25 protein-coding genes are annotated in these 23,832 nt (G+C 69.8%); 18 read left to right on the forward strand and 7 right to left on the reverse strand.

What is annotated here, in order from left to right; translation table 11 throughout:
• Positions 1-143: 143 nt before the first annotated feature.
• The 3 genes from B2K11_RS04400 to B2K11_RS04410 all read left to right on the forward strand — a co-directional run bounded on the left by B2K11_RS04400 (position 144) and on the right by B2K11_RS04410 (position 2,955).
• Positions 144-686 (forward strand): small multidrug efflux protein, encoded by a 543-nt coding sequence (locus B2K11_RS04400; protein ID WP_163617061.1) that lies wholly within the window; start codon positions 144-146, stop codon positions 684-686.
• Positions 687-775: 89 nt separating this feature from the next.
• Complete coding sequence (locus B2K11_RS04405) at positions 776-2,077, forward strand: M20/M25/M40 family metallo-hydrolase (protein WP_163617062.1); 1,302 nt, start codon at positions 776-778, stop codon at positions 2,075-2,077.
• Positions 2,078-2,133: 56 nt separating this feature from the next.
• Positions 2,134-2,955: an undecaprenyl-diphosphate phosphatase gene (locus B2K11_RS04410; protein WP_163617063.1), complete on the forward strand. Its 822-nt coding sequence runs from the start codon at positions 2,134-2,136 to the stop codon at positions 2,953-2,955.
• 128 nt (positions 2,956-3,083) lie between these two features.
• On the opposite strand, the gene B2K11_RS04415 is transcribed toward B2K11_RS04410, so the two are convergent.
• Positions 3,084-3,959, reverse strand: coding sequence for a PAC2 family protein (locus B2K11_RS04415; RefSeq protein WP_163617064.1), 876 nt, complete (start codon positions 3,957-3,959; stop codon positions 3,084-3,086).
• A gap of 92 nt (positions 3,960-4,051) precedes the next feature.
• Between B2K11_RS04415 and B2K11_RS04420 the strand changes: the two genes are divergently transcribed.
• The 9 genes from B2K11_RS04420 to lnt all read left to right on the forward strand — a co-directional run bounded on the left by B2K11_RS04420 (position 4,052) and on the right by lnt (position 14,111).
• Positions 4,052-4,765 (forward strand): HAD family phosphatase, encoded by a 714-nt coding sequence (locus B2K11_RS04420; RefSeq protein ID WP_204260004.1) that lies wholly within the window; start codon positions 4,052-4,054, stop codon positions 4,763-4,765.
• A complete protein-coding gene (locus tag B2K11_RS04425) occupies positions 4,762-5,778 on the forward strand; it encodes a tRNA (adenine-N1)-methyltransferase (protein WP_163617065.1) in 1,017 nt (338 codons plus the stop codon). Before B2K11_RS04420 ends, B2K11_RS04425 begins: the two co-directional genes overlap by 4 nt.
• Positions 5,779-5,787: 9 nt before the next feature.
• Positions 5,788-6,750, forward strand: a complete 963-nt coding sequence (locus B2K11_RS04430) for an FKBP-type peptidyl-prolyl cis-trans isomerase (RefSeq protein ID WP_163617066.1) — start codon at positions 5,788-5,790, stop codon at positions 6,748-6,750.
• A 46-nt stretch (positions 6,751-6,796) separates the two neighbouring features.
• Complete coding sequence (locus B2K11_RS04435; RefSeq protein WP_163617067.1) at positions 6,797-7,792, forward strand: WYL domain-containing protein; 996 nt, start codon at positions 6,797-6,799, stop codon at positions 7,790-7,792.
• A 16-nt stretch (positions 7,793-7,808) separates the two neighbouring features.
• Complete coding sequence (locus B2K11_RS04440; RefSeq protein ID WP_163617068.1) at positions 7,809-8,771, forward strand: WYL domain-containing protein; 963 nt, start codon at positions 7,809-7,811, stop codon at positions 8,769-8,771.
• Between the two features lie 66 nt (positions 8,772-8,837).
• The gene (gene tatA, locus B2K11_RS04445; RefSeq protein ID WP_163617069.1) at positions 8,838-9,086 is read left to right on the forward strand and encodes a twin-arginine translocase TatA/TatE family subunit; all 249 of its coding nucleotides are present in this window, start codon (positions 8,838-8,840) and stop codon (positions 9,084-9,086) included.
• 66 nt (positions 9,087-9,152) lie between these two features.
• A complete protein-coding gene (gene tatC, locus B2K11_RS04450; RefSeq protein WP_163617070.1) occupies positions 9,153-9,920 on the forward strand; it encodes a twin-arginine translocase subunit TatC in 768 nt (255 codons plus the stop codon).
• Positions 9,917-12,457: a DEAD/DEAH box helicase gene (locus tag B2K11_RS04455; protein ID WP_163617071.1), complete on the forward strand. Its 2,541-nt coding sequence runs from the start codon at positions 9,917-9,919 to the stop codon at positions 12,455-12,457. Before tatC ends, B2K11_RS04455 begins: the two co-directional genes overlap by 4 nt.
• Positions 12,458-12,527: 70 nt before the next feature.
• Positions 12,528-14,111, forward strand: a complete 1,584-nt coding sequence (gene lnt / locus B2K11_RS04460) for an apolipoprotein N-acyltransferase (protein ID WP_239525723.1) — start codon at positions 12,528-12,530, stop codon at positions 14,109-14,111.
• 24 nt (positions 14,112-14,135) lie between these two features.
• Here lnt and B2K11_RS04465 read toward each other — a convergent pair whose 3' ends face one another.
• The 4 genes from B2K11_RS04465 to B2K11_RS04480 all read right to left on the reverse strand — a co-directional run bounded on the left by B2K11_RS04465 (position 14,136) and on the right by B2K11_RS04480 (position 16,923).
• Positions 14,136-14,519 carry an RNA polymerase-binding protein RbpA gene (locus B2K11_RS04465; protein WP_163617072.1) on the reverse strand — a complete coding sequence of 128 codons (384 nt, stop codon included), beginning with the start codon at positions 14,517-14,519 and terminating at the stop codon, positions 14,136-14,138.
• A 126-nt stretch (positions 14,520-14,645) separates the two neighbouring features.
• Positions 14,646-15,422 carry a glycerophosphodiester phosphodiesterase family protein gene (locus tag B2K11_RS04470; RefSeq protein ID WP_163617073.1) on the reverse strand — a complete coding sequence of 259 codons (777 nt, stop codon included), beginning with the start codon at positions 15,420-15,422 and terminating at the stop codon, positions 14,646-14,648.
• Positions 15,419-16,432 carry an SPFH domain-containing protein gene (locus tag B2K11_RS04475; RefSeq protein WP_239525725.1) on the reverse strand — a complete coding sequence of 338 codons (1,014 nt, stop codon included), beginning with the start codon at positions 16,430-16,432 and terminating at the stop codon, positions 15,419-15,421. The genes B2K11_RS04470 and B2K11_RS04475 overlap by 4 nt, the downstream gene beginning before the upstream one ends.
• Complete coding sequence (locus tag B2K11_RS04480; RefSeq protein ID WP_204260006.1) at positions 16,429-16,923, reverse strand: NfeD family protein; 495 nt, start codon at positions 16,921-16,923, stop codon at positions 16,429-16,431. Before B2K11_RS04480 ends, B2K11_RS04475 begins: the two co-directional genes overlap by 4 nt.
• Before the next feature lie 42 nt (positions 16,924-16,965).
• Here B2K11_RS04480 and B2K11_RS04485 point away from each other — a divergent pair, with 42 nt between their 5' ends.
• The gene (locus B2K11_RS04485) at positions 16,966-17,739 is read left to right on the forward strand and encodes an SDR family oxidoreductase (RefSeq protein ID WP_163617074.1); all 774 of its coding nucleotides are present in this window, start codon (positions 16,966-16,968) and stop codon (positions 17,737-17,739) included.
• A gap of 3 nt (positions 17,740-17,742) precedes the next feature.
• On the forward strand, positions 17,743-19,728 hold the full coding sequence (locus B2K11_RS04490; RefSeq protein WP_163617075.1) for a S9 family peptidase: 1,986 nt from the start codon (positions 17,743-17,745) through the stop codon (positions 19,726-19,728).
• Between the two features lie 69 nt (positions 19,729-19,797).
• Here B2K11_RS04490 and B2K11_RS04495 read toward each other — a convergent pair whose 3' ends face one another.
• Positions 19,798-20,355, reverse strand: coding sequence for a DUF308 domain-containing protein (locus B2K11_RS04495; RefSeq protein ID WP_163617076.1), 558 nt, complete (start codon positions 20,353-20,355; stop codon positions 19,798-19,800).
• A gap of 184 nt (positions 20,356-20,539) precedes the next feature.
• Here B2K11_RS04495 and B2K11_RS04500 point away from each other — a divergent pair, with 184 nt between their 5' ends.
• From B2K11_RS04500 to B2K11_RS04510, 3 genes are read left to right on the forward strand one after another with little or no spacing between them, the layout of a single operon-like run.
• Positions 20,540-21,133: a sulfite oxidase-like oxidoreductase gene (locus B2K11_RS04500; protein ID WP_163617077.1), complete on the forward strand. Its 594-nt coding sequence runs from the start codon at positions 20,540-20,542 to the stop codon at positions 21,131-21,133.
• Entirely contained in the window at positions 21,130-21,855 is a 726-nt protein-coding gene (locus tag B2K11_RS04505) for a ferredoxin reductase (RefSeq protein ID WP_163617500.1), read from the forward strand. Before B2K11_RS04500 ends, B2K11_RS04505 begins: the two co-directional genes overlap by 4 nt.
• Entirely contained in the window at positions 21,852-22,124 is a 273-nt protein-coding gene (locus B2K11_RS04510; protein WP_239525727.1) for a DUF6510 family protein, read from the forward strand. Before B2K11_RS04505 ends, B2K11_RS04510 begins: the two co-directional genes overlap by 4 nt.
• A 16-nt stretch (positions 22,125-22,140) precedes the next feature.
• Here the strand turns inward: B2K11_RS04510 and B2K11_RS04515 are convergent, their stop codons facing one another.
• The gene (locus B2K11_RS04515; RefSeq protein ID WP_163617078.1) at positions 22,141-23,061 is read right to left on the reverse strand and encodes an AEC family transporter; all 921 of its coding nucleotides are present in this window, start codon (positions 23,059-23,061) and stop codon (positions 22,141-22,143) included.
• Between the two features lie 88 nt (positions 23,062-23,149).
• Here B2K11_RS04515 and B2K11_RS04520 point away from each other — a divergent pair, with 88 nt between their 5' ends.
• A complete protein-coding gene (locus B2K11_RS04520) occupies positions 23,150-23,599 on the forward strand; it encodes a pyridoxamine 5'-phosphate oxidase family protein (protein WP_163617079.1) in 450 nt (149 codons plus the stop codon).
• The last annotated feature ends 233 nt before the right edge of the window (positions 23,600-23,832 follow it).

Consider the following 23,832-nt stretch of genomic DNA (forward strand, 5'->3'; position numbering starts at 1 on the left):
ACGGCGCGTGCGAACCGCACGGAAGGCGGTGACACCGCGGCACTTCCCGCACCGGCGGTGCGCCGATGGACTGGTCTTGCGACGGAGGACACCGGGCACCGTCGCCATCAGGATCGGCCCGCATCTACCATCAGGAGCACGTCATGAGTCTCGTCGACACCTTCCAGGACCTCGTCGCCCAGGTGCCCGACCTCGTCCAGCCGCTCATCGTCGCCGCGGCAGGCGCTGTCCCCTTCATCGAGGGCGAGGGCGCGGCCGTGATCGGAATCATCGGCGGCATCCACCCGGCGATCGCCGCCGCGGCCGGCATCATCGGCAACTTCGTGTGCGTCACCGTGCTCGTCCTGCTGACGGCGCGGACGCGCTCGGCGGTCGTCACACGCACTCGCACGCGCCGCCTCGTCGCCGCAGGCGGAGGTGACGTCGCCGAGGTCCCGTCGCCGGAGGTCGGCGACGAGCGCGGGTCGGCGCGCAGGGCCAAGTTCCAGCGGGCTTTCGAGCGGTACGGCGTCCCCGGCGTCAGCCTGCTCGGACCGCTGCTGCTGCCCACGCAGTTCACGGCGACGATGCTCGCCGGCGCGGGCGTGAAGACCGCACGCATCCTCTTCTGGCAAGGCCTGGCCATCGTCGCGTGGACGACCCTGCTGACCTTCGTCGTGGGCGGCGCGATGTACGTCGTCCACTGATCGGCGAGACGTGGCGTGGTTTCGAGGCGGCGCCGCAGGCGACCGCCTCGAAACGCGTCCGTCACACGCGGTCCGGTAGGTTTGTCCGCATGCCTTCTCCCGATCTCGGCCTCCCCGAAGTCGCTTCGGTGGCACGGGATCTCATCCGCTTCGACACGACGAACCATGGTGGCGGCCGCGCCGCGGGCGAGCGGGAGGCAGCCGAGTACGTCGGCGCCTATCTGTCGGACCTCGGTCTGCAGCCCGAGTTCTACGAGCCGATCCCGCGTCGCACCAACGTGATGGCGCGGGTGCCCGGCCAGAACCGCGACAAGCCTGCCCTCGTACTGCACGGCCACCTGGACGTCGTCCCCGCGATCGCCGAGGACTGGAGCGTCGACCCGTTCGAGGGCGTCATCCGGGACGGGATGCTGTGGGGCCGCGGCGCCGTCGACATGAAGGACATGGACGCCATGATCCTCACGTCGGTCGCCGACCTCCTCCGCGCCGGCGAGCAGCCCGAGCGCGACCTCGTGCTGGCGTTCTTCGCCGACGAGGAGAACGGCGGCGTCGAAGGCTCCGCGCTCGTCGTCGAGCACCGCCCGGACTGGTTCACGGGGGCGACCGAGGCCATCAGCGAGGTCGGCGGGTACTCCATCCCGCTCGGCGATCGCCACGCGTACCTCCTCCAGGTGGGGGAGAAGGCGCTGCTGTGGATCCGGCTCGTCGCACGGGGCCGTGCCGCCCACGGCTCCAGCTTCCACTCCGACAACGCGGTGACGCGGCTCGCCGAGGCCGTCGCGGCGCTCGGACGCACCGCATGGCCGGTGACGCTCACCGACACCACCCGCGAGATGACCGAGCGCCTGGCTGAGCTCACGGGACTGGCCCCGGACGACCCGGACGCGGTCGCCGCTGCCACGGGCGCGGCATCCGGATTCCTCCGCTCGACGCTGCGCACCACGACCAACCCGACCGGCCTCGTCGCCGGCTACAAGCACAACGTCATCCCCGACCGCGCCGAGGCGCTCATCGACGTGCGCGTGCTGCCGGGCACCGAGGAAGCGGCCCTGGCCGACATCCGCCGCATCGTCGGCGACGGCGTGGACGTCGAGGTGGTCCACCAGGACATCGGCCTCGAGGTGCCGTTCTCGGGAGACCTCGTCGACGCCATGGTCGCCGCGCTCGGCCGCCACGATCCCGGAGCACCGGTCGTGCCGTACCTCATGGGCGGCGGAACCGACAACAAGGCCCTCGCGACGCTCGGCATCGCCGGGTATGGCTTCGCACCGCTGCGCCTGCCGGCCGACCTCGACTTCACGGGCATGTTCCACGGCGTGGACGAGCGCGTGCCGATCGACGCGCTGGTGTTCGGCCAGGCCGTGCTCACCGACCTGCTCCGCACCTACTGAACATCCGACGGATGCCGCGGCTCGCGGCATCCGCCATGCCCGGCTGAAAGGCGTCCATGCTCCTCGAAGCGATCATCCTCGGCTTCGTCCAGGGACTGACCGAGTTCCTGCCGATCTCGTCGAGCGCGCATCTGCGCATCCTCGGCGAGTTCCTGCCGTCGGCGCAGGATCCCGGTGCCGCGTTCACCGCGATCACGCAGATCGGCACCGAGGCGGCGGTCGTGGTGTTCTTCTGGCGCGACATCGTGCGGATCATCGGGCACTGGTTCCGCGCGCTGGTCGGCCGCATCCCGCGTAACGACCCCGACGCGAAGCTCGGCTGGCTCATCATCATCGGCTCGATCCCGATCGTCGTGCTGGGCCTGCTCTTCCAGGATCAGATCGAGACCGTGCTGCGGTCGCTCTGGATCACCGCGGGCATGCTGATCTTCTTCGGCGTGCTGCTCGGCATCGCCGATCACGTGGGCGCCAAGAAGCGCAAGCTCCAGGACATCACGATCGGCCACGGCGTGATCTACGGCTTCGCGCAGTCACTCGCGCTCATTCCGGGCGTATCGCGCTCTGGCGGCACCATCACCGCCGGGCTCTTCATGGGGTACGAGCGCGCAGCCGCCGCCCGGTACGCGTTCCTGCTCGCGATCCCGGCCGTCTTCGGCAGCGGTTTCTTCCAGCTGTTCAAGAGCCTCGGCGAGCCGGGGATGTTCACGCTCGGCGAGACGGCGGTCGCCACGGGCATCGCGTTCATCGTCGCGCTCGGCGTGATCGCGTTCTTCATGAACTGGATCTCCAAGCACAGCTTCCTGCCGTTCGTGGTGTACCGCGTCGCGCTGGGCTCACTCCTCCTGGTGCTGCTGAGCATGGGCGTCATCAACCCGTGACTTCGATCTCGGTCGTTGAGCGAGCGAGGCACGAGCGAGACGAAACGCCCGCACCCGGTGTTCAGCGTCGGATCAAGACGTTTCGTCTCGCAAGCTCGCTCAACGACCGATAGCGCCGCGGATGCCGCTCAGCGGCGCGGGTCGTCGCGGCCCGGCTTGTTCGGCCCTTCGCCCGGCTTGCCGTCGGAGCGGCGGAGGTAGCGCTCGAACTCCTGCGCGATCGCGTCGCCCGAGGCCTCGGGCGAATCCCACGTGTCGCGCGTGCGCTCGAGCTGGCGGATGTAGTCGGTCATCTCCTCATCGTCCGCGGCGGCCGCGTCGATGGATGCCTCCCAGGCCGCAGCCTCGGTCGCGAGGTCGCCGCGCGGCACCGGCGCGCCGGTGAGGTCTTCGAGCTTGTCGAGCAGCGCGAGCGTCGCCTTGGGCGACGGGGTGTGACCGGCGACGTAGTGCGGCACGCTGGCCCAGAGGCTCGCCGTCGGGATGCCGGCGCGCTCCGCCGCATCTCCGAGCACGCTGAGGATTCCGACCGGTCCCTCGTACGAGCTGCGCTCGAGCTCGAGCGTGGTGCGGAGGTTCTCGTTGTCGCTGCCGGCGAACACCGAGATCGGGCGCGTGTGCGGCACGTCCGACATCATCGAGCCGATCGCGATGAAGCCGGTGATGTCCTCCCGCAACGCGATGTCGATGAACTCGGACGAGAACGCCTGCCAGGCGCGGGCCGGCTCGACACCCGTGAGCAGCCACAGCTGTGTGCCGCGCGTCGCGCGAGCGGGGCGGAGCAGCGAGGCCTCGGGCCAGCGGAGAGCGCGTCGGCCGTCGCCGTCGGCGGCGATGTGCGGACGCGTGTACTGGTAGTCGAAGTACAGCTCGGGATCCACCGAGAACACGGTCTCGTACGAGCCGCCCTCGCGCAGCTGCGTGATCGCGGAGGACGCGGCTTCGCCCGCGTCATTCCATCCGTCGAACGCAGCGACGAGAACACGACGACCCAGTCCGTCCACGGGACCCCCTCCGCCCGCATCGGCCGCAGGCTCCCTCCAGGATATGCCCCCCTCTCGACGGAGGGCCGGAGACCCGTCGGTAGGATTGCACGGTGAATGCGCCTCCTCTTGCCGCCGTCCTCTGGGACATGGACGGAACCCTGGTCGACACCGAGTCCTATTGGATGGCAGCGGAGACGACGTTGGTCGAGAGCTTCGGCGGCACCTGGTCGCACGAGCAGGCGCTGCAGCTCGTCGGTGCGGGACTGGAGGACTCGGCGAGCATCTTCCAAGCCGAGGGTGTTCGCATGGGCGTCCGCGACATCGTCGACCATCTGACCGACGATGTGATGCGCCAGCTGGCCACCACGGGCGTGCCGTTCCGCCCCGGCGCTCGCGAACTACTGGCGGATCTGCGCGCGAACGGCGTGAAGACGGCGCTGGTGACGATGTCGCTGAGTCGGATGGCGCGGGCAGTCGTGGATCTGATCGACTTCGACGCTTTCGATGTCGTCATCGCCGGCGACGACGCGACGCGCCCGAAGCCGTTCCCCGACGCCTACCTGCAGGCGTGCGAGCTCCTCGGGGTCAGCCCGGGAGACGCCGTCGCGATCGAGGACTCGTCGACGGGCGTGCGCGCGGCGGTCGCATCAGGTGCGTCGGTGATCGGCGTGCCGCTCATGGTGTCGCTGACCGGGGCCGGCGCACACGCGCTGTGGGACACCCTCGACGGGCGAACCGTCGACGACCTCGCCGCCTTCCACCAGTCGCACCGCGCGCGGTTGCGCGCCGGCGGCGCCAACGACGTCGAGGAGAATGCGCGATGACCGACGAGATCACCCGACCGAGCGGCCCGTTCCGCCTCGGCGATCGCGTTCAGCTCACGGGCCCGAAGGGCCGCCTGCACACCATCACGCTGCGCGAGGACGGCGAGCTGCACACGCATCACGGCGTGCTCAAGCACACGCAGCTCATCGGCCAGCCGGACGGCTCCGTGGTCGCCAACAGCGGCGGCCACGAGTATCTGGCGCTGCGCCCGCTGCTGCGCGACTTCGTGATGTCGATGCCGCGCGGCGCCGCGATCGTGTACCCGAAGGATGCCGCGCAGATCCTCGCCGAGGCCGACATCTTCCCGGGGGCCACGGTGGTCGAGGCCGGCGTCGGCTCCGGAGCGCTGTCGCTGTGGCTCCTGCGGGCGATCGGCGCCACCGGGCGCCTTGTGTCGTTCGAGCGCCGAGACGACTTCGCAGCCGTCGCCCGCGCGAACGTCGAGACGTTCATCGGAGAGGTGCCCCCGAACTGGGACGTGGTCGTCGGCGATCTGGCCGAGGAGCTGACCGATGCGGTGGCCGCGGCATCCGTCGACCGCGTCGTTCTCGACATGCTGGCGCCGTGGGAGTGCATCGATGCGGTCGCCGATGCCCTCACACCCGGCGGCGTGGTGGTCTGCTATGTCGCCACCGCGACGCAGTTGAGCCGCGTCGCGGAGTACATCCGCGGCACCGGGCTCTTCACCGAACCCGACGCGAACGAGACCATCGTCAGGGGCTGGCACGTCGAGGGACTCGCGGTGCGTCCCGACCACCGCATGGTCGCGCACACCGGCTTTCTCATCTGGGCGCGCCGGCTGGCGCCGGGCGCCGTCGCCCCCGAGGTCAAGCGCCGGGCGTCGAAGTCGAGCTACGGCGACCAGGACGTCGAGCTCTGGACGCCCGGCGCGGTCGGCGATCGGCAGATCACCGACAAGAACCTGCGCAAGCGCGTCCGCGAGGCGGAGCGCGCGGCCGAGGGCGCCCGCCAGGCGGCTGGGCGTTCAGACGCCCCCGACGAGTCCGCCTAAACTGATCCGGTGCGCAAGATCCCCGCTGCCCTCGTTGTCCTGGGACTGGTGACCGTCGGCCTGACCGGATGCTCGCTGCCCGGCTCGTCCGACTGCTCCCGTCCCGCTGTCTCCGACGCCGACGTGATGGAGCTCATCGACGTCACGGGCGACAGCAGCGACCAGCCCGAGGTCGACATGTACACGCCGCTGCACGCGCCGCAGCTGGCCTACGAGGACGTGGTGACCGGCGAGGGCACCGCGATCACCGTGCAGAACCAGCTCATGGTCGTCGACGTCGCCCTGTTCAGCGGTGCCACCGGCGAGCCGATCGTCGCCACCGCCTACGACGGCGATCTGTCGACCGTCTCGTCCCCGTCGCAGTGGACCACGAACTTCCCCGGCTTCGAAGACGCGCTGCAGTGTGCGACCGAGGGCTCGCGTGTCGCGGTCGCCCTCTCACCCGACGACATGGCGGAGGGCGTCGCGCAGGGGTTCGGACTGACGGAGGATGACACCGCGGTGGCGGTCATCGACGTCCGCAAGGTCTACCTCGCGGCCGCCGACGGTCAGAACCAGTTCAACAGCGGATTCGGGCTGCCCAGCGTCGTGCGCGCGCCCGACGGCCGGCCCGGCCTGATCATCCCCGATGGCGCCCGGCCGGAGGACGTGGTCGTCCAGACGCTCAAGAAGGGCACCGGTGAGACGGTGACCGGTGACCAGCCGGTGCGCGTCCACTACACCGGCGTCGTCTGGGGCGAGGACGAGGCCTTCGACAGCAGCTGGGACGGCGAGCCCGCGTCGCTGACGCTCGACGGCGTCGTCCCCGGCTTCGCCCAGGCCCTCGAGGGCCAGACGGTGGGTTCGCAGGTCATGGTGGTGGTGCCCCCCGACCAGGGATACGGCGATCAGGCGCAGGGCGCGATCCCGGCGGACTCGACGCTCGTGTTCGTGATCGACATCCTTGGTCTGGACGTCGCACCCGAGGAGTGACCCGGGGGTTCGGCTGCCGTGCCGCGCGCGGCCCTAAGATAGCTGGGTGCCCGCCACTGCCGCCGCGAAGATCCCACCCGAGGAGCGCCTCGTCAACCTCGTGGTGGCCCTCATCGCGACCGACCAGGGGCTGACGAAGGACACCATCCTGACCTCCGTCGCGGGTTACCGCGAGCAGAGTGAGGCCGGGGCATCCAAGGATGCGCTCGAGAAGATGTTCGAGCGTGACAAGGAGTCGCTGCGCGGTCTCGGCGTGCCGATCGAGACGATCGGCGACTGGGCCGACCCCGACGACCTGCGCGAGGCGCGATACCGCGTGCCCACCGCCGAGTATGAGCTTCCCGAAGACATCGAGTTCACTCCTGCCGAGCTGGCGCTGCTGACCCTTGCGGGCGGGGTATGGAGTCAGAGCTCCATGTCGGACGACGCGCGCGGCGGGCTGCGCAAGATCCGGGCGCTCGGCGACCTCGTCGACGAGCCGATCATCGGCTTCTCACCCCGCCTCAGTCTGCGCGATCCCGCCTTTCCCGCGCTGCAGCAGGCGATCGAGTCCAGCCGCGTCGTCACCTTCCCGTACCTCAAGCCAGGGGAGGACGCGCCGCGCACGCGCCGCATCCAGCCACTGGCGCTGATCGAGTACGAGGGCCGATGGCACGTGTTCGGCATCGATCTCGACGTCCACGCCGATCGCACCTTCCTCCTCCAGCGCATCGTCGGGCCGGTCTCGCTCACGCGCGCCTCGTTCGACCCCGCGCTCCGCGAGGGAGCCGGAGACCGCGCCCTCGCCGGTCTCGACGAGGTCGCCGCGCGCAACTCCGCCCTCCTGGAGGTCAACCCCGGCACCGAGGCTGCACTGCGGCTCGCCCGCCGGGCGCAACCGGCCGAGCAGGGAATCCGCGTGCCCTACGTCGATGCCCACATCTTCGCCGACGAGCTCGCCTCGTACGGGCCGGAGGTGCGCGTCGTCGCACCGGTGGAGCTGCGCGATCGCGTGATCGATCGCCTCGCCGCCACCCGTGCGCTGCACGAGGGGGCGGCATGAACGCGGGGAGTCTGTCATGACCGCGAAGCGGCCGCTCGTCGCGACGGATCGCGCCGCCCTCATGCTGCAGCTCGTGCCGTACCTCATCGGCAAGGGGGAGGTCTCGCTCGCCGATGCCGCCGCCGAGTTCGACGTGTCACCCGAGCAGATGCGCTCCATGGTCGAGAAGCTGACCGTCATCGGCCTGCCCGGTGACCGGGGCTACTGGCAGATGTCGAACGACCTGTTCGACATCGACTGGGACCTCCTCGACGAGCGCGACCTCATCGTCATCACGAACGCGGTCGGTCTGGAGCGGTCCCCGAAGCTCACCGCCCGCGAGGCGGCCGCGCTGCTCGCGGGGCTGCAGCTGGCTCGCTCCATCCCGGGCGTGGGCGACACCGAGCTCTATGCCGCTCTCCTCGCGAAACTCTCTCGCGGAGCCTCCGGCACCCCTGCCGAGGTGATCCTCGCCCCGGAGCCGGTCGACGCGGTGCGCGACCTCGTGGCCGACGCCCTGAGGCGGGGTGTTGCGGTCTCCTTCACGTACAAGGCCCCCGATGCCGGTCCCACAACCCGCACCGTCGATCCCGTCAAGGTGCACATCGCCAGCGGGCAGTGGTACCTGCAGGGCTGGTGCCATCTCCGAGAGGCGATGCGCACGTTCCACCTCGATCGGGTGAGCGACCTGGAGCTCACCGGCATCCCGAGCACTCACGCGGGGGAGCAGGCGCCGGATTGGTTCGACACCGACGCCGGCGACGTGGTCGCCCGCATCCGCTTCGCGGAGGATGTCGCACCGCTGCTGGGCGACTACCTCGACCGCGCGACGCTCGCGACATCCGACGGCGTCACGATCGCGACGATGCGCGTCGCGGACGAACTGAGCCTGCGGCGCCTCGCCGCGCGCCGGGGCGGCGCCGTCGAGGTGCTCGAACCCGCCGCCGCGCGACGTGCGGTCGCCGACTGGGCCGAAGCCGGATTGGCGCAGTACCGGTGAGCGCGGCTCGGAGCCGTCGCGACAGGGTTACACTGGACCACATCCGCACCGACAAGGAGACTCCGCATGGGCGCATTCGGATGGCCGCATCTTCTGATCATCCTCGCGGTGATCCTGCTCCTCTTCGGGGCTGCGAAGCTCCCGGCCCTCGCCAAGAGCGTCGGTCAGTCCGCCCGGGTGTTCAAGGGTGAGATGAAGGCGATGAAGGACGAGGACGCCTCGGGCAAGCCGAAGGCCGAGAATGTGGCGTCGGAGACCCCGAAGGCCGACATTCCCGCGAGCCCGAGCAGCAGCACCGCAGACCCGTCCTCCTGACCCGGCGTGGTCACCACGGAGCCACCGCGCATCGGGGAGCCCGAGCAGCCTCGGCGCGATAGGCGCATGTCGCTCGGCGGGCACCTGCGCGAACTGCGGAAGCGATTCTTCATCGCTGCGGCCGGCCTCGTCGTCGGCATGGTCATCGCCTTCCTCATCAGCGGCTGGGTGATCGACCTGCTCGCGCAGCCGATCGTGCAGATCGCAAAGGAGCGGGGCGAGCAGGACATCGCCCTCAACTTCACGACCGTCGCGAGTGGTTTCGACCTGCACATGCGGATCGCCTTCGCGATCGGCCTGCTGATCTCGGCGCCGGTGTGGCTGTGGCAGATCTGGGCGTTCATCATGCCCGGGCTCACCCGCAAGGAGGTCCGCCACACCATCGGCTTCCTCGGGGCCGCGATCCCGCTGTTCATGGCCGGCCTCTACGTCGGCTGGCTCATCATGCCGCACATGGTCGTGCTGATGGCGAACTTCGTGCCCAACGACCAGGGCATCGCCCAGTTCTACGACTACGCCACGTACTACGACTTCGTCTTCAAGCTGCTGCTCGTGATCGGGGTGTCCTTCGTGACCCCGGTCTTCCTGGTCGCCCTGAACCTCGCCGGGGTGGTGTCGGGCCGCGACATCCTCAAGGGGTGGCGCGTGGCGATCATCATCATCACCGTCTTCGCGGCCATGGCGACCCCTGCCGCCGACGTCACCTCGATGCTGCTTCTCGGCGGCATCCTGTGCGTGCTGTACTTCGCCGCGGTCGGCCTGTCCATGCTGTTCGACCGGCGCAAGGCGAAGCGCGACAGGGCCGCAGGGCTCCTTCCGCCCGAGGTGTCGTGAGCGACCCCGCTCCCGCTGAGCGCTACGCGCGCGCGAGCGACGCCGCCCGGCTCGACCGCACGCACCCGCTCACGGCCGCGTTCGCGGCGGCGCAGCGGTTCACGCTCGACCCGTTCCAGATCGAGGGGTGCCGCGCGCTCGAAGACGGCCGCAGCGTGCTGGTCGCCGCGCCCACCGGCGCGGGCAAGACCATCGTCGGCGAGTTCGCCGTGCACCTGGCGATGCAGACGCCCGGAGACAAGGCGTTCTACACGACGCCGATGAAGGCGCTGTCGAACCAGAAGTTCCGTGAGCTCCAGGACGTCTACGGGCCCGACGATGTCGGCCTCCTCACCGGCGACACGAACATCAACGGCAACGCGCGCATCGTCGTCATGACGACCGAGGTGCTGCGCAACATGCTCTACGCCGATTCCCCGGCGCTGCGAGGCCTGAGGTACGTCGTCATGGACGAGGTGCACTACCTCGCCGACCGCTTCCGCGGCGCCGTGTGGGAGGAGGTCATCATCCACCTCGCGCCGAGCGTACGGCTGGTGTCGCTGTCGGCGACCGTGTCGAACGCCGAGGAGTTCGGCGACTGGCTCGACACGGTGCGCGGGGGCAGCGACGGCAACCCCGCGGTAGAGGTCATCGTCTCCGAGACGCGCCCGGTGCCGCTCGAGCAGCACGTGCTCGTGAGAGGCGACCTGCTGCCGCTGTTCGACGACCGCGCCGGCATCGCGACCGCGCAGGTGAACCAGGAGCTGATGCGCATCCGGTCGTTCAAGGGCTCGAACTTCGAGAACAACCGGCGCGCGCAGCAGCTGCGCAGCAGCGACCGCGGCGAACGCGCTCACTACGCGGGCGGCGGATACGAGGCATCCCGTCGTCGTCCGAGCCGCGGCAACAAGCGCCCGGTGCGCTCGGCGAACGTGCAGCGCATCGAGCGGCTCGATCGCCCCGACGTCGTCGAGCTGCTGTCGCGGGCGAACCTGCTGCCCGCCATCTTCTTCATCTTCAGCCGGGTCGGCTGCGACGCGGCCGTGCAGCAGGTCCGGCGCGCCGGCGTACGGCTGACGTCGCAGGACGAGCGGCTCGAGATCCGGGCCGTCATCGAGGAGCGCACCCGCAGCCTGCTCGAAGAGGACCTCGCGGTGCTGGGCTTCTGGGAATGGCGTGAGAACCTCGAGCGCGGCGTCGCGTCCCATCACGCGGGGCTGCTGCCGGCCTTCAAAGAGGTCGTCGAGGAGCTGTTCCAGCGCAAACTCGTGAAGGTCGTGTTCGCCACCGAGACGCTGGCGCTCGGCATCAACATGCCCGCCCGCACGGTCGTGCTGGAGAAGCTCGAGAAGTTCAACGGCGAGGCGCGCGTCGCGATCACCTCGGGGGAGTACACCCAGCTCACCGGACGCGCCGGACGCCGGGGCATCGACGTCGAGGGTCACGCGGTGGTCCAGTGGACTGAGGCCCTCGACCCGCAGGCCGTCGCCGCGCTCGCGTCGCGGCGCACCTATCCACTGAACTCCAGCTTCCGCCCGACGTACAACATGGCTGTCAACCTCATCGACCAGTTCGGCCGGGCGAGAGCCCGCGAGATCCTCGAGTCGTCGTTCGCGCAGTTCCAGGCGGATCGTGCCGTGGTGGGGCTCGCTCGGCAGGTGCGCGAGCAGGAGGAGTCGCTCGCCGGGTACGAGAAGGCGATGACGTGCGACCGCGGCGACTTCGCGGAGTACTCGGGCATCCGTCGTGAGCTGAGCGACCTCGAGAAGGTGCACCGCAAGGACGTCAGCGCCGCACGGCGCACCCGCGACGAGCGGCAGCGCCGCATCGCGAGCCTGCGCAAGCGCATGCTGCGGCATCCGTGCCATCAGTGCCCCGATCGGGAGCATCATGCGCGGTGGGCCGAGCGCTACTGGAAGCTCAAGCGCGAGATCGACAGGATCCGCCGTCAGATCGACACCCGCACCGGCACGGTGGCCCGCATCTTCGATCGTGTTGTCGATGTGCTCGCCGCACTCGAGTACGTCGCGGTCGCCGACGACGGGGCGACGACGCTCACCCCCTCGGGGCGCACGATGCGCCGCATCTACGGGGAACGCGATCTGCTGGTCGCGGAGTCGCTGCGCCGCGGGATCTGGAAGGACCTGGATGCCGCCTCCCTCGCGGCGCTCGCTTGCTCGCTGGTGTACGAGCCGCGCCGGGACGACGCCGGTCCGGGGGAGCGGGGTCTGCCTCGCGGCGCCTTCCGGCCCGCCTTCGACGCCACGATCTCGCTGTGGCAGGAACTCCAGGACCTGGAGGAGGAGAACCGCCTTCCCGGGACCGAGCCGGTCTCGGCCGGTCTGGCGCTCGCGATGCACTCCTGGGCACGCGGCGGCACGCTCGACCGGGTGCTGACCGAGGCCGACATGGCGGCGGGAGACTTCGTGCGCTGGGCGAAGCAGACGATCGACCTGCTCGACCAGCTGTCGATCGTCGCCGACCAGCCGATCGCCGGCACGGCACGCAGGGCGCTGGATGCCGTACGGCGGGGCATCGTCGCGTACTCCACCGTCTAAAGCCCTTCGACAAGGTCAGAGACCGGGTACGGGCAAAGGGTCGCCGTCGGGCTCGCCTAGGGTGGAATCCGTGCCACCCGACGCGTCGTCCCGTCCGCCGCTGCCGCGCCCGCTGCTGCCGCTCTGGGCCGCCGTGGCGGTATCGGGGATCGGCGGGGCGCTCTTGGACGTCGCCCTCCCGTCGCTGGCGTGGTGGCCGATGGCGTGGGTGTCCGTTGCGCTGGCGCTGGTGGCACTCGTCGGCCGACGCGTCGGCGCTGCCTTGCTCACCGGCCTGGTCTTCGGCCTCGCTTTCTACCTGCTCAACCTCGACTTCACGGCGGCCTGGGTCGGGCCGATTCCGTGGCTGGCGCTGTCGGGCTTGGAGGCGCTGATCGTCGCCGGCGGCGCGGTGCTCATCGCCTTGGCCTATCGGTGGGTGCCGCGAGCGGTGCCACGCCGGGGCCGGGTGCTGGTGACATCTCTCCTGGTCGCGGGGCTGTGGACCGCGCGGGAGGCGGTGACCGGCGGATTCCCCTACGGAGGCTTCCCCTGGGGACGGGTGGGAACCTCACAGGTGAACGGTCCCTTTGCAGAGGTCGTCTCGTGGACGGGCACCGCGGGCCTGACGTTCCTCGTGACAGCCGTCGTCGCGGCCGCGGTGGAGCTGGTCCGTGCGCCCCGGCGCAGAGGCCGCAGTATCCGGTGGCTCCTGCCGGTCGCCGTGCTCGCGCTGGTCGCCACGGCGATGCTGGTCGTCCCGGCCTGGGCGACCACGCCGGCCGGCACCATGCGCGTGGCCAGTGTGCAGGGCAACGGCCCGGCAGGCTACTTCGACGTGCGCGATGCGGGCGACGTGCTGGAGTCGCAGTACGACGCGACCAAGCCGCTGTTCGGCTCCGAGGACGTCGACGTCGTGCTGTGGCCGGAGGGAAGCGTCGACCTCGACCCCGAAGGCTCGGTCGCCGCCGCGGCTGCGCTGGACCGGGTCACGCGGCAGCTGGGAGCGCCGCTGGTGGCGAACCGGGTCGACCAGCGCGGCGAGGAGGAGTACTTCAACATGTCGTTCCTGTGGCGGGACGGCACAGGGATCGAGCAGACGTACGACAAGCGCAATCCCGTGCCCTTCGGCGAGTACGTGCCGGATCGCGAGTTCTACGACGCGATCGCCCCCGACCTCATCGGCATGATCGGCCGAGACTACACGCCGGGCACCAACGCGCCCGTCTTCGACATCGACGGCACCATCGCGGGTCTGGCCATCTGCTTCGACGTGATCTACGACGCGCTCGTCTGGGAAGGCGCCGCGGAAGGCGCCGAGGTCTACCTGTTCCAGACCAACAACGCCGACTTCCGCGGCACCGACGAGAACTTGCAGCAGCTCGCCGTCGCGCGGCTGCGCGCCATCGAGACCGGTCGCGCGGTCGTGAACCTCTCGACGGTCGGCACGAGCCAGGTGATCGCACCGGACGGCACCACCATCGACGGGCTCGTGGCGGATGCGCCCGGGCACATGCTCACCGACGTGCCGCTGCGGACCGGCCTCACGCCCGCCGTGGTGATCGGGGCATGGATCAACGCCACCTTGTCGTGGGGCAGCGTGATCGTGCTCGCCGGCCTCGGGGTGTTCGCGCGCCTTCGCCCCCGCGGGGACACGAAAACGCCGGCCCCGTAGGGCCGGCGTCGCGTGGATCGCGGCTCAGGCGCTGAGCTTGTCCGCCGTGACGTTCTCGCCTGCTCCGCGGCGGGCACGGACGTAGGCGAGGCGCTCTTCCAGGAGCTCTTCGAGCTCGGGAAGCGTGCGGCGCTCCAGCAGCATGTCCCAGTGGCTGCGCGGGGTCTTGTCGCCGGAGTGATCGACGGTCGCGGTGCCGTCGCCCACGCGCAGCAGCGCCTCGGCGCCGCACGTGCGGCACTCCCAGGCGGGCGGAACCTCGGCGTCGGCCGCAAAGGTCAAAGTCGTGTCACGTCCACACACGGTGCAGGTGTACATGTGCTGTGCGCGTTCATGGAACACGACGCCCTCTTCGCTCTGTAGGCTCTGGGCGCCGAGTCGGATGCCGCGCAGACTGCGGTCTGCCATTTTGTGGTCCTCTCGTCGCTGTATAGGTATAACGAAGTGACCTGAGCGGATCATCCGAAGCACCCCCGTTCATCGACCTTTCACAGTGGATGCACAGCGGGGCAGACGCCCGGCCACCGGGTCGTGCTAGGTGAGTGCGGCCAGCGCGACGTCCGCCCGGTCGGTGACGATGCCGTCGACGCCCATCGCGACGAGTCGGCGCATGTCGTCGGGCTCGTTGACGGTCCAGACGTGCACCTCGACGCCGTGCCGATGGGCGGCGGCGATGAGCCTGGGCGTGACGATCCGCAGGCGCCCCTGGCGCTCCGGAACCTGCAGCGCGTCGATGCCGGCAAGGGCATGGGCGACGAGCCGGTCCGACCGCGCCGCGACGGCCGCGAGCACGCGGGCGATGGCGCCACGACCGCCGGAGGTCGCGGGGCGCACCGTGCTGTTGGTGGCGGCCGCCGCGAGCAGTGCGGCTCGCCGGCGTTCGTCCGAGAAACTCGTCACCAAGACGCGATCGGCGAAGGGCGCGACAGTCGTGCCGACGGCGGATGCGGCATCCGTCGCCTTCACGTCGAGGTTGAACCTCAGAGTCGGAAAGGCCTCGAGAGCCTGCGCCAGCGTGATCAGTCCGCCGCGGCCCGTCATGAGTTGTTCGAGCTCGCGCGCGGAGACGTCGGCCACCTTGCGCGGGTCGCCCGTCACGCGCGACAGATCGTCATCGTGGAAGAGCACCACCGTGCCGTCGGCGGTGAGGTGGCAGTCCGACTCCACATAGAGAGCGCCGGCGGAGTGCGCGGCGGCCACGGCGGCGAAGGAGTTCTCGACGACGCCGCTGTGCGCGGCCTCCGGCGTGACGAGCCCGCGGTGCGCGAGAACGCGCGGCGTCGCGACGCCGGCGAACCACGGGTGGGTCACGGGGTGGGCGGGGTGACTGCCGGCGGCGGGCCGCCCAGTGCAGGACCACTCGAGGCGGCACCGCTAGACGCGGCACCCGTGGACTGCCCACGACCCTTGGCGGCGGCATCCGTCATCACACCGGCGAACGACCCCGTCAGACCTTTGAGCGCCTCGGTGAACTCGCTCGGGATGATCCAGAGCTTGCTCGACGCGCTGTCGGCGATCTTCGGCAGGGTCTGCAGGTACTGGTATGCCAGCAGCTTGTCGTCGGGGTTGCCCGAGTGGATCGCGTCGAAGACGGTCTGGATCGCCTCGGCCTCGCCCTGCGCGCGCAGCACCGCGGCCTGCTTGTCGCCCTCGGCCTTGAGGATCTCGGCCTGCCGGCGGCCCTCGGCCTCGAGGATCTGCGACTGCTTCGAGCCTTCGGCGGTGAGGATCGTCGCGCGACGCTCACGCTCGGCGCGCATCTGCTTCTCCATCGAGTCCTGGATCGAGTGCGGCGGGTCGATCGCCTTCAGCTCCACGCGGGAGACGCGGATGCCCCACTTGCCCGTGGCCTCGTCGAGCACGACGCGCAGCTGCCCGTTGATGTTGTCGCGGCTGGTGAGGGCCTCTTCGAGGTTCAGCCCACCGACGACGTTGCGGAGCGTCGTGGTGGTGAGCTGCTCGACGGCACCCAGGTAGTTCGCGATCTCGTAGGTGGCGGCGCGGGCGTCGGTGACCTGGAAATAGACCACGGTGTCGATCGACACGACGAGGTTGTCCTCGGTGATCACCGGCTGTGGCGGGAACGAGACGACCTGCTCGCGCATGTCGATGAGCGGGCGCAGCCGGTCGATGAAGGGGACGAGCAGGTTGAGGCCCGGCATGAGGGTCTTGTGATAGCGGCCGAGGCGCTCGACGACGCCGGAGCTGGCCTGCGGGATGATCCGGATGGAGCGGAAGATCACGACCAGCACGAAGATGAAGACCGCGATCGCGAGAATCCATCCGATCGCGGTGGGGATGACCGAGCTGACGTCGTTCATGCGAGCGGGTCCTCAGGTGTGGGGGGAAGGGGAGTGGGGGAGTCGGAGCGGACCACCGCCGTCGCGCCCTCGATGCGGCTCACCCGCACAGGCGTGCCGGGGTCGAGGTCGCCGGACTCGGTCCGGGCGGTCCAGATATCGCCGTTGGCGAGCTTGACCTGCCCGCCGTGTGCGCCGATGGAGGAGATGACGGTGCCCCGCAGGCCGATGAGGGCATCGATGTTGGACGGGGTCGGGTCCTCCCCGCGTCGGAGCCGCCGCAGCAAGGGGGGCCGCAGCACGAGCAGGAGGATCGCGGAGACAGCGGCGGCGATGATCACCTGCAGCCAGATCGGTGCTCCCAGCAGGTCGGCGACCAGGCCCGCCAGCCCGCCGATGCTCAGCATCAGGAAGGTGAAATCGAGCGTCAGCATCTCGATCACGAGGAAGACCAGGATCAGCACCAGCCAGCCGATCCACGCCCACTGTTCGACGGTCTCGATGAGCTCCACGATGCGCCTCCTGAGCTCGAACCTAGCAGGTAGTGTCTACACGTGACTGAGACATCCACACCGCTTCCCGAGAGCTCGCTGAGCGGCAAGACCGCCCTCGTGACAGGCTCGTCCCGCGGCATCGGAGCCGACACCGCGCGCTACCTCGCGCAGGCAGGCGCGAACGTCGTCATCAACTACCGCAACAAGGCGCCGCGGGCCGAGAAGCTCGCGACGGAGCTGCGCGACCTCGGCGTGCAGGTGCTGGTGGTCGGTGCAGATCTCACGGACGCGGCATCCGTCCAGGCGATGATCGACGAGGTCGCCCGCACGTTCGGCACCCTCGACATCCTCGTGCTCAACGCGTCGGGCGGCATGGAGTCCGGCATGGCAGAGGACTACGCGCTGCTGCTCAACCGCGATGCGCAGGTGAGCGTCCTCGAGACCGCGCTGCCGCTGCTGGGTGAGGGCTCGCGCGTCGTCTTCGTGACGAGTCACCAGGCGCACTTCATCCGCACGACGCCGACGATGCCCGAGTACGAGCCGGTCGCGCTCTCCAAGCGCGCCGGCGAGGACGCACTGCGCGAGCGCATTCCGGCGCTGACCGAGCGCGGTGTCGAGTTCGTGGTCGTCTCGGGCGACATGATCGAAGGCACCATCACCGCGACGCTGCTCGAGCGTGCGAACCCGGGTGCGATCGCCGCCCGTCGCGAGGACGCGGGCAAGCTCTACAACGTGTCGGAGTTCGCCGCCGAGGTCGCCCTCGCCGCGCTCGAGCCGGTGCCCGCCGACAACACGCGTCTGGTCGGCGACGTCGCGTCCTTCGGGACGGAGTGATCGGTGCGGGCACAGGACATCGAGACCCTGGTCTCCGTCGGACGCCCCGAGATCGCCGCTGACGGCTCGTTCGCCGTCTTCGCTTCGTCTCGCCCCGACATCGCCGCCAACCGGGCCGTCGGCCAGCTCTGGCGCGTCGATCTTCCGGACGCCGCGCCGCGCCGCCTCACCCGCGGCATCGCCGACGGCTCTCCGAAGCTGTCGCCCGATGCCTCCCGCATCGCGTTCGTGCGCGGCGACGCCAAGGGCAAGCCTCAGGTGCACGTCGTCGCGGCGGCCGGCGGCGAGCCGGTGCAGGCCACGGATGCGGTGCTGGGCGTCGAGGACTTCGCGTGGTCGCCCGATGGCGAGACGATCGCCTATCTCGCGCGCGTGCCCGAGAAGGGCCGCTACGGCAGCGTGGAGGGGATGGATGCCTCGGCCGAGGCGCCCCGGCACATCACGGGTGTCCGCTGGCACGCGAACGGCCTCGGCTACCTCGGCGACCGGCCCGCGCACGTCTTCGTGATCGCCGCGCCGCAGCCGGACTCGGAGCCGTTCTACGAGCCCGCGGCGGCCGTGCGCCCCGACGACGAGACGCCGCCGAAGAAGCCCGTGGTGGCCGCCGAGCCGCGCGGGTTGACCGACGGCGCCACCTCACACAGCGGCCTGGTGTTCACCGCAGACGGTCGCGAGGTGCTGACCGTGCCGGACGAGATCGAGCCCGACCGTCGTGACCTCCGCAATCGCGTCATCGCGGTGGCAATCGACGGCTCCGGCGAGCGTGAAGTGCTGTCGGCGGACGCCGGCCTGTCGCTGTCGGCGCTGGACGTCGCTGAGGACGGCACCATCGCCCTGCTGGCCAGCGAGGTGGGGGAGGGTGTCGACTTCGTCGCACCGGGCGTCGGCCTGTGGCTGCTCGAAGAGGGCAGCCCGGTGCGTCTCACGGATGCCGACGAGATCGACCTCGGCGAGGTCGGCAGCCATGTCACCGCCGTCGGCGATGCCTTCCTCGTGCAGGACCGCACGCGTGGCCGTGTGCGGCTGATGCGCGTCGCCCGCGACGGCGCCATCTCGGAGATCCTCGGCGGCGACCTCGAGGTCAACGGCCACGCCGCCGTCGGCGATCGCGTCGTCGCCGCCGTGGCGCGCCCCGACTCCTTCGGCGAGCTCGTGCTCGTCGAGAGCGGGGTAGCGCGAACCCTGACGTCATTCGGTGCGCGGGCCGCGGCATCCGGCATCGCCCTGCCGCGCGAGCTGACCGTGACGGGTCGCGACGGCTACCCGGTGCACGGGTGGGTCGCCACGCCGGAGGGCGACGGTCCGTTCCCGGTCATCCTGCAGATCCACGGCGGTCCGTTCGCGTCGTACGGCGTGCACCTGTTCGATGAGACGCAGGTGCTGGTGGATGCCGGCTACGCCGTGGTCTACTCGAACCCCCGCGGCTCGGCGGGATACGGGCGGGCCCACGGGCGCAGCATCCGTCAGCAGATGGGCACCGTCGACTTCGCCGACGTCATCGACTTCTTCGAGGGGGCCATCGCTTCCGACGAGCGATTCGACGGCGACCGCGTCGGCGTGCAGGGCGGCTCGTACGGCGGGTACCTCACCGCCTGGGTGATCGCGCACGACCACCGCTTCGCCGGCGCGATCGTCGAACGGGGCTTCCTCGAACCGGTGTCGTTCCAGGGCACGAGCGACATCGGATCGTTCTTCGGCGACGAGTACGTGGGCATCTCGGCCGACGACATCGCGCGGCAGAGCCCCATGGCCGTCGTGAGCCAGGTGACGACGCCGACGCTCGTGATGCATTCCGAGCTCGACTTCCGCTGCCCGCTCGAGCAGGCGACGCGGTACTACTCGGCGCTGAAGCGCCAGGGCACCGAGGCCGAGCTGCTCGTGTTCCCCGGCGAGAACCACGAGCTCACGCGATCGGGCCAGCCGCGCCACCGCGTCGAGCGGTTCGCTGCCGTGCTCGACTGGTGGCGCCGCTACCTGCCCGTCGATTGATACGAGCAGAGAATGATGACGGCCCCGGGAGCGATCGCTCCCGGGGCCGTCATCGTGGGTGACGTCTGATCAGATGTCGCCCTTGAAGGTGAACGCACGCACGATGTTGATGATGCCGAGGACGATGAGCGAGATGCCCAGGATCCACCAGAGCACGATGACGCCCCAGACCGGGGCGAACAGCACGATGATGCCCGCGATGATGCTCAGGATGGCGAAGAAGATCGACCAGCCCTTCGAGGCGGCGTCACCGAGCGTCGACAGCGCGACGATGCCCTCGACGATCCACATGATGCCGATCAGGATGCCGAGGAACAGTGCGAGCCACGCGGTCGTCTGACCGATGTTGAACAGCGCCACGACGCCGGCGATGATGAACAGGATGCCGAGCGCGATGTGGCCGACACGAGCCCAGCCGCCCTTCGTTTTCGAGAAGATCCCGAGCCCGGCGTAGACGAGCCCGGCGGCGATCGCGTAGATCGCGATGATGACGGTGACGACGGCTGCGGTCTTGCCGGGCCAGACCAGGATCAGGATGCCGACGATGAGCGCGAGGACGCCGCCGACGCCCAGCGCCGTGCGGATCCCGTTGACGGCCGACTTCTCGGCTTCGGATGCAGTAGACATGGGGGGCCTTTCTGAGAGTTCCCTGTATGCGGTGCGGCTAAAGCTTAGACCCGTCGTCGAACTTCGCAACGAGCGTGAACGTGTGTTGCCCAATGCCCATCGCACCGCCGGGGTGCGGCGCGCTACCGTGAGCGTGCGTGACCGTGAGTATGTGCGCTCCGCAGGGCGCAGGAGGAGGGTTTCGATGGCCGTCGTTTCGAGGGGATTCGGAGCACGGCGTCGCGAGAGCGATCCGCGGCTGCCGCCCGGTCAGTATCTGACGGAGGACTTCCCGGTGCTGTCGGCGGGGCCCACGCCCCGCATCGACCTGGATGAGTGGCGCTTCGGCATCCGCACTGAGACCGGCAACGCGGTCTCGTGGACGTGGGAGGAGTTCCAGGCTCTCCCGATCGAGGATGTCGACACCGACATCCACTGCGTCACACGGTGGTCGAAGCTCGGAACGTCGTGGCGCGGCGTCTCGCTCGACACGCTTCTCGAATCGGTCGAGTCCGAGGCCGAGTACGCCATGGCTCACTCGTACGGCGGCTACACGACGAACATCCCGCTCGACGAGCTGCGCGACGGCCAGGCGTGGGTCGCGTTCGAGTTCGACGGCGCGCCGCTCGACCCCGAGCATGGCGGTCCCGCCCGGCTGCTCGTCCCGCACCTCTATTTCTGGAAGAGCGCGAAGTGGGTGCGTGGCCTCACCCTGATGGGTGACGACGAGCCGGGTTTCTGGGAGCAGAACGGCTACAACATGCACGGTGATCCCTGGACCGAGGAACGGTATTGGTGACGGTCGGTGGCTGGCAGCCCGCTCGCGTGGTCGAGGCCGTCGGTGTGACGCCGTCGGCTCGCCTACTGCGTCTTCAGGTGCCCGGGTGGCCGGGGAACGACGCCGGCCAGCATGTCGACATCCGGCTGACCGCCGAGGACGGCTATCAGGCGGTGCGGTCCTACTCGATCGGGTCGTACGGGCCGGGTGAGACCATCGAGCTCGCGGTGGACGAGATCCCCGACGGCGAGGTCTCGCCCTACCTGGTGCGGGATGTGCTGCCCGGCGACGAGCTCGAGGTCAAGGGTCCGCTGGGCGGCTATTTCGTGTGGCGGCCCGGGGGAGCGGCGCCCGTGCAGCTCATCGCGGGCGGTTCGGGCATCGTGCCGCTGATGGCGATGGTGCGGGCGGCGACGGATGCCGGGGCTGCGGCATCCGTCCGCCTGCTGTATTCGGTCCGAACCACCGAAGACGCGATATATCGTGATGAGCTGGCGCGCACGGCCGGCGACGGGGGAGTGGGGCTGACCTGGCGATTCACGCGTGCGGCGCCGAGCGGCTGGACAGGACACGTGGGGCGGGTCGACGACGACCTGCTGCGCGCGGCCGTCTGGGAGCCCGGACGGGAGCCCATCATCTTCGTGTGCGGCCCGACGGGCTTCGTCGAGCACGTCGCCGACGCGCTCGTCGGGTTGGGGCATCCGTCCGCCCGGATCAGGACCGAACGCTTCGGAGGTGCATGATGCGCGCTGAGATCGCGACCAGTACGGTCGACGGCAACGCCGCCGCAGGTCTGCTGTGGGATGTGTTCGAAGCCGATGTCACCGCGTTGATCGCGGTGTGCGGCGGGTGTCACGAGGGGGCGCCGGTCGCAGAGGCGGTCGTCGAGATCGATGACACGGCCGCCATCGTGCGCTGCCGCGCCTGCACGCACACGCTCTTCACCGTGCTCCGGCACGAAGGGGGCGTGCGGCTCGTGATCGGCACGCTGCACGAGATCGTCCGGCCCTGACGGGGGAGTATCCGGCCTATCCCAGCAGCAGTGTCACCAGGATGAGCACGGGCACGCACCCGATCGTGGTCAGGAACACGGTGTCGCGCGAGATCGTCTCGCCCACGTCGTAGCGCTGCGAGTAGTTGAAGACGTTCTGCGCGGTGGGAAGCGCAGCGAGCACCGTCACCACCAGGACGTCGTGTGCGGTGAGGCCGAAGACGAACTCGGCGACCGCCCAGGCGATCACGGGCATCGCCACGAGCTTCAGGCTGCTCGCGAGCACGATGTCGCGCCGGCGACCCGATGGCCCGAGCACGCGCTGTCCGTGCAATGAGATGCCGTACGCGATCAGCAGGATCGGCACGCACGCGTTCGCGATGAGGACGGCCGGCTCCATCACGATCGGCGGCAGCTGGATCCCCGATACCGAGACGATCGTGCCCAGCAGCGATCCGAGCACGATCGGGTTCGTCACCACGCGCCCGATCGCACGCCAGAGCGACGCGCGGGCGGTGGTGACGGCATCCAGGATCGCCATCGTGATGGGAGTGAAGACCAGCAGCTGCAACAGGATCACCGGCGCGGGATACGCCGCGCTGCCGAGCAGGTACAGCGACAGCGGGATGCCGATGTTGTTGGAGTTCACCTGGCCTGCACTGAGGGCTCCGATCACGGTCTCGCCGATCGAGCGCTTCCAGGCGACGCGTGCGATGAGCGTGTAGACGAAGATGACCGCGACGGCCGCGATCGCCGACACGGGCAGGAGTGCCGAGAACAGTGTGCGGACGTCGGCCTGCGCGAGCACGACGAAGAGGAGGAACGGCGACAGCACGAAGAACGTCAGCCGGGCCAGAACGGGGCGCGCGTGCTCGCCGAGGAGATCGATGCGGCCGAGGATCCATCCCACGAGGATCGCCACGCCCACCACGACGAACCCGGTGAGCGACTCCAGCATGCTCCGAGCCTAGGAAATCGTTCTCTCGGGGGCCAATCGCGCGTCGCCGTCTGACAGACTGGCACGCGCTGAACGAAGGGAGCCACGGATGCCGGAACCCCGTGACCGCGCGAGCCGCAAGGCGGATCTGCTCGCCGCGCTGACTGCGCCCGCCGCCGACGTCTGGGTGGCGACCTCGTCGCCCGAGGCGGCGCCGTACCTGGTGCCGCTGTCGCTGGCGTGGATCGACGACCGTGCGGTCATCGCACTCGAGGAGCGCTCGGTGACGGCCCGCAACATCGCTGCGTCGGGTGTCACGCGCCTCGCGGTGGGTCCGACCCGCGATGTCGCACTGATCGACGCCGTGCTCGAGCGGTCGGTGGGCGTCGACGACGACGATTCGCTGGGAGAGCCATACGCGGCGCAGGCGGACTGGGACCCGCGGGGAGCTGCGGGATACGTCTTCCTCGTGCTGCGGCCGACACGCATCCAGGCCTGGCGCGAGTCGAATGAGCTCGCCGGACGCGTCCTCATGCGCGACGGCGCCTGGCTCATCTGATTCCGGCCGCCTGCGCCCGATGGGCCGCGAACGGGTCGTCGGGTGCGAGCTGGCTTTTCTTTTACAAGCGGCGCTGGTGTCGGCTCCGCGACGGTGTTCGGCGGTACGGCGCGGTGGATGTTGGGAAGTGGCTCCGGTCAGGCCATCTCTCGCGCGGACTCCCGCGCGGAATCGTCCGGGATGCGCTGGGCCGTGGGTGCTTGGTGACTGCGCCGATAATGCACATTATGTCA

The sequence above is a fragment of the Microbacterium sp. B35-30 genome (assembly GCF_010634855.1).
Taxonomy (GTDB): domain Bacteria; phylum Actinomycetota; class Actinomycetes; order Actinomycetales; family Microbacteriaceae; genus Microbacterium.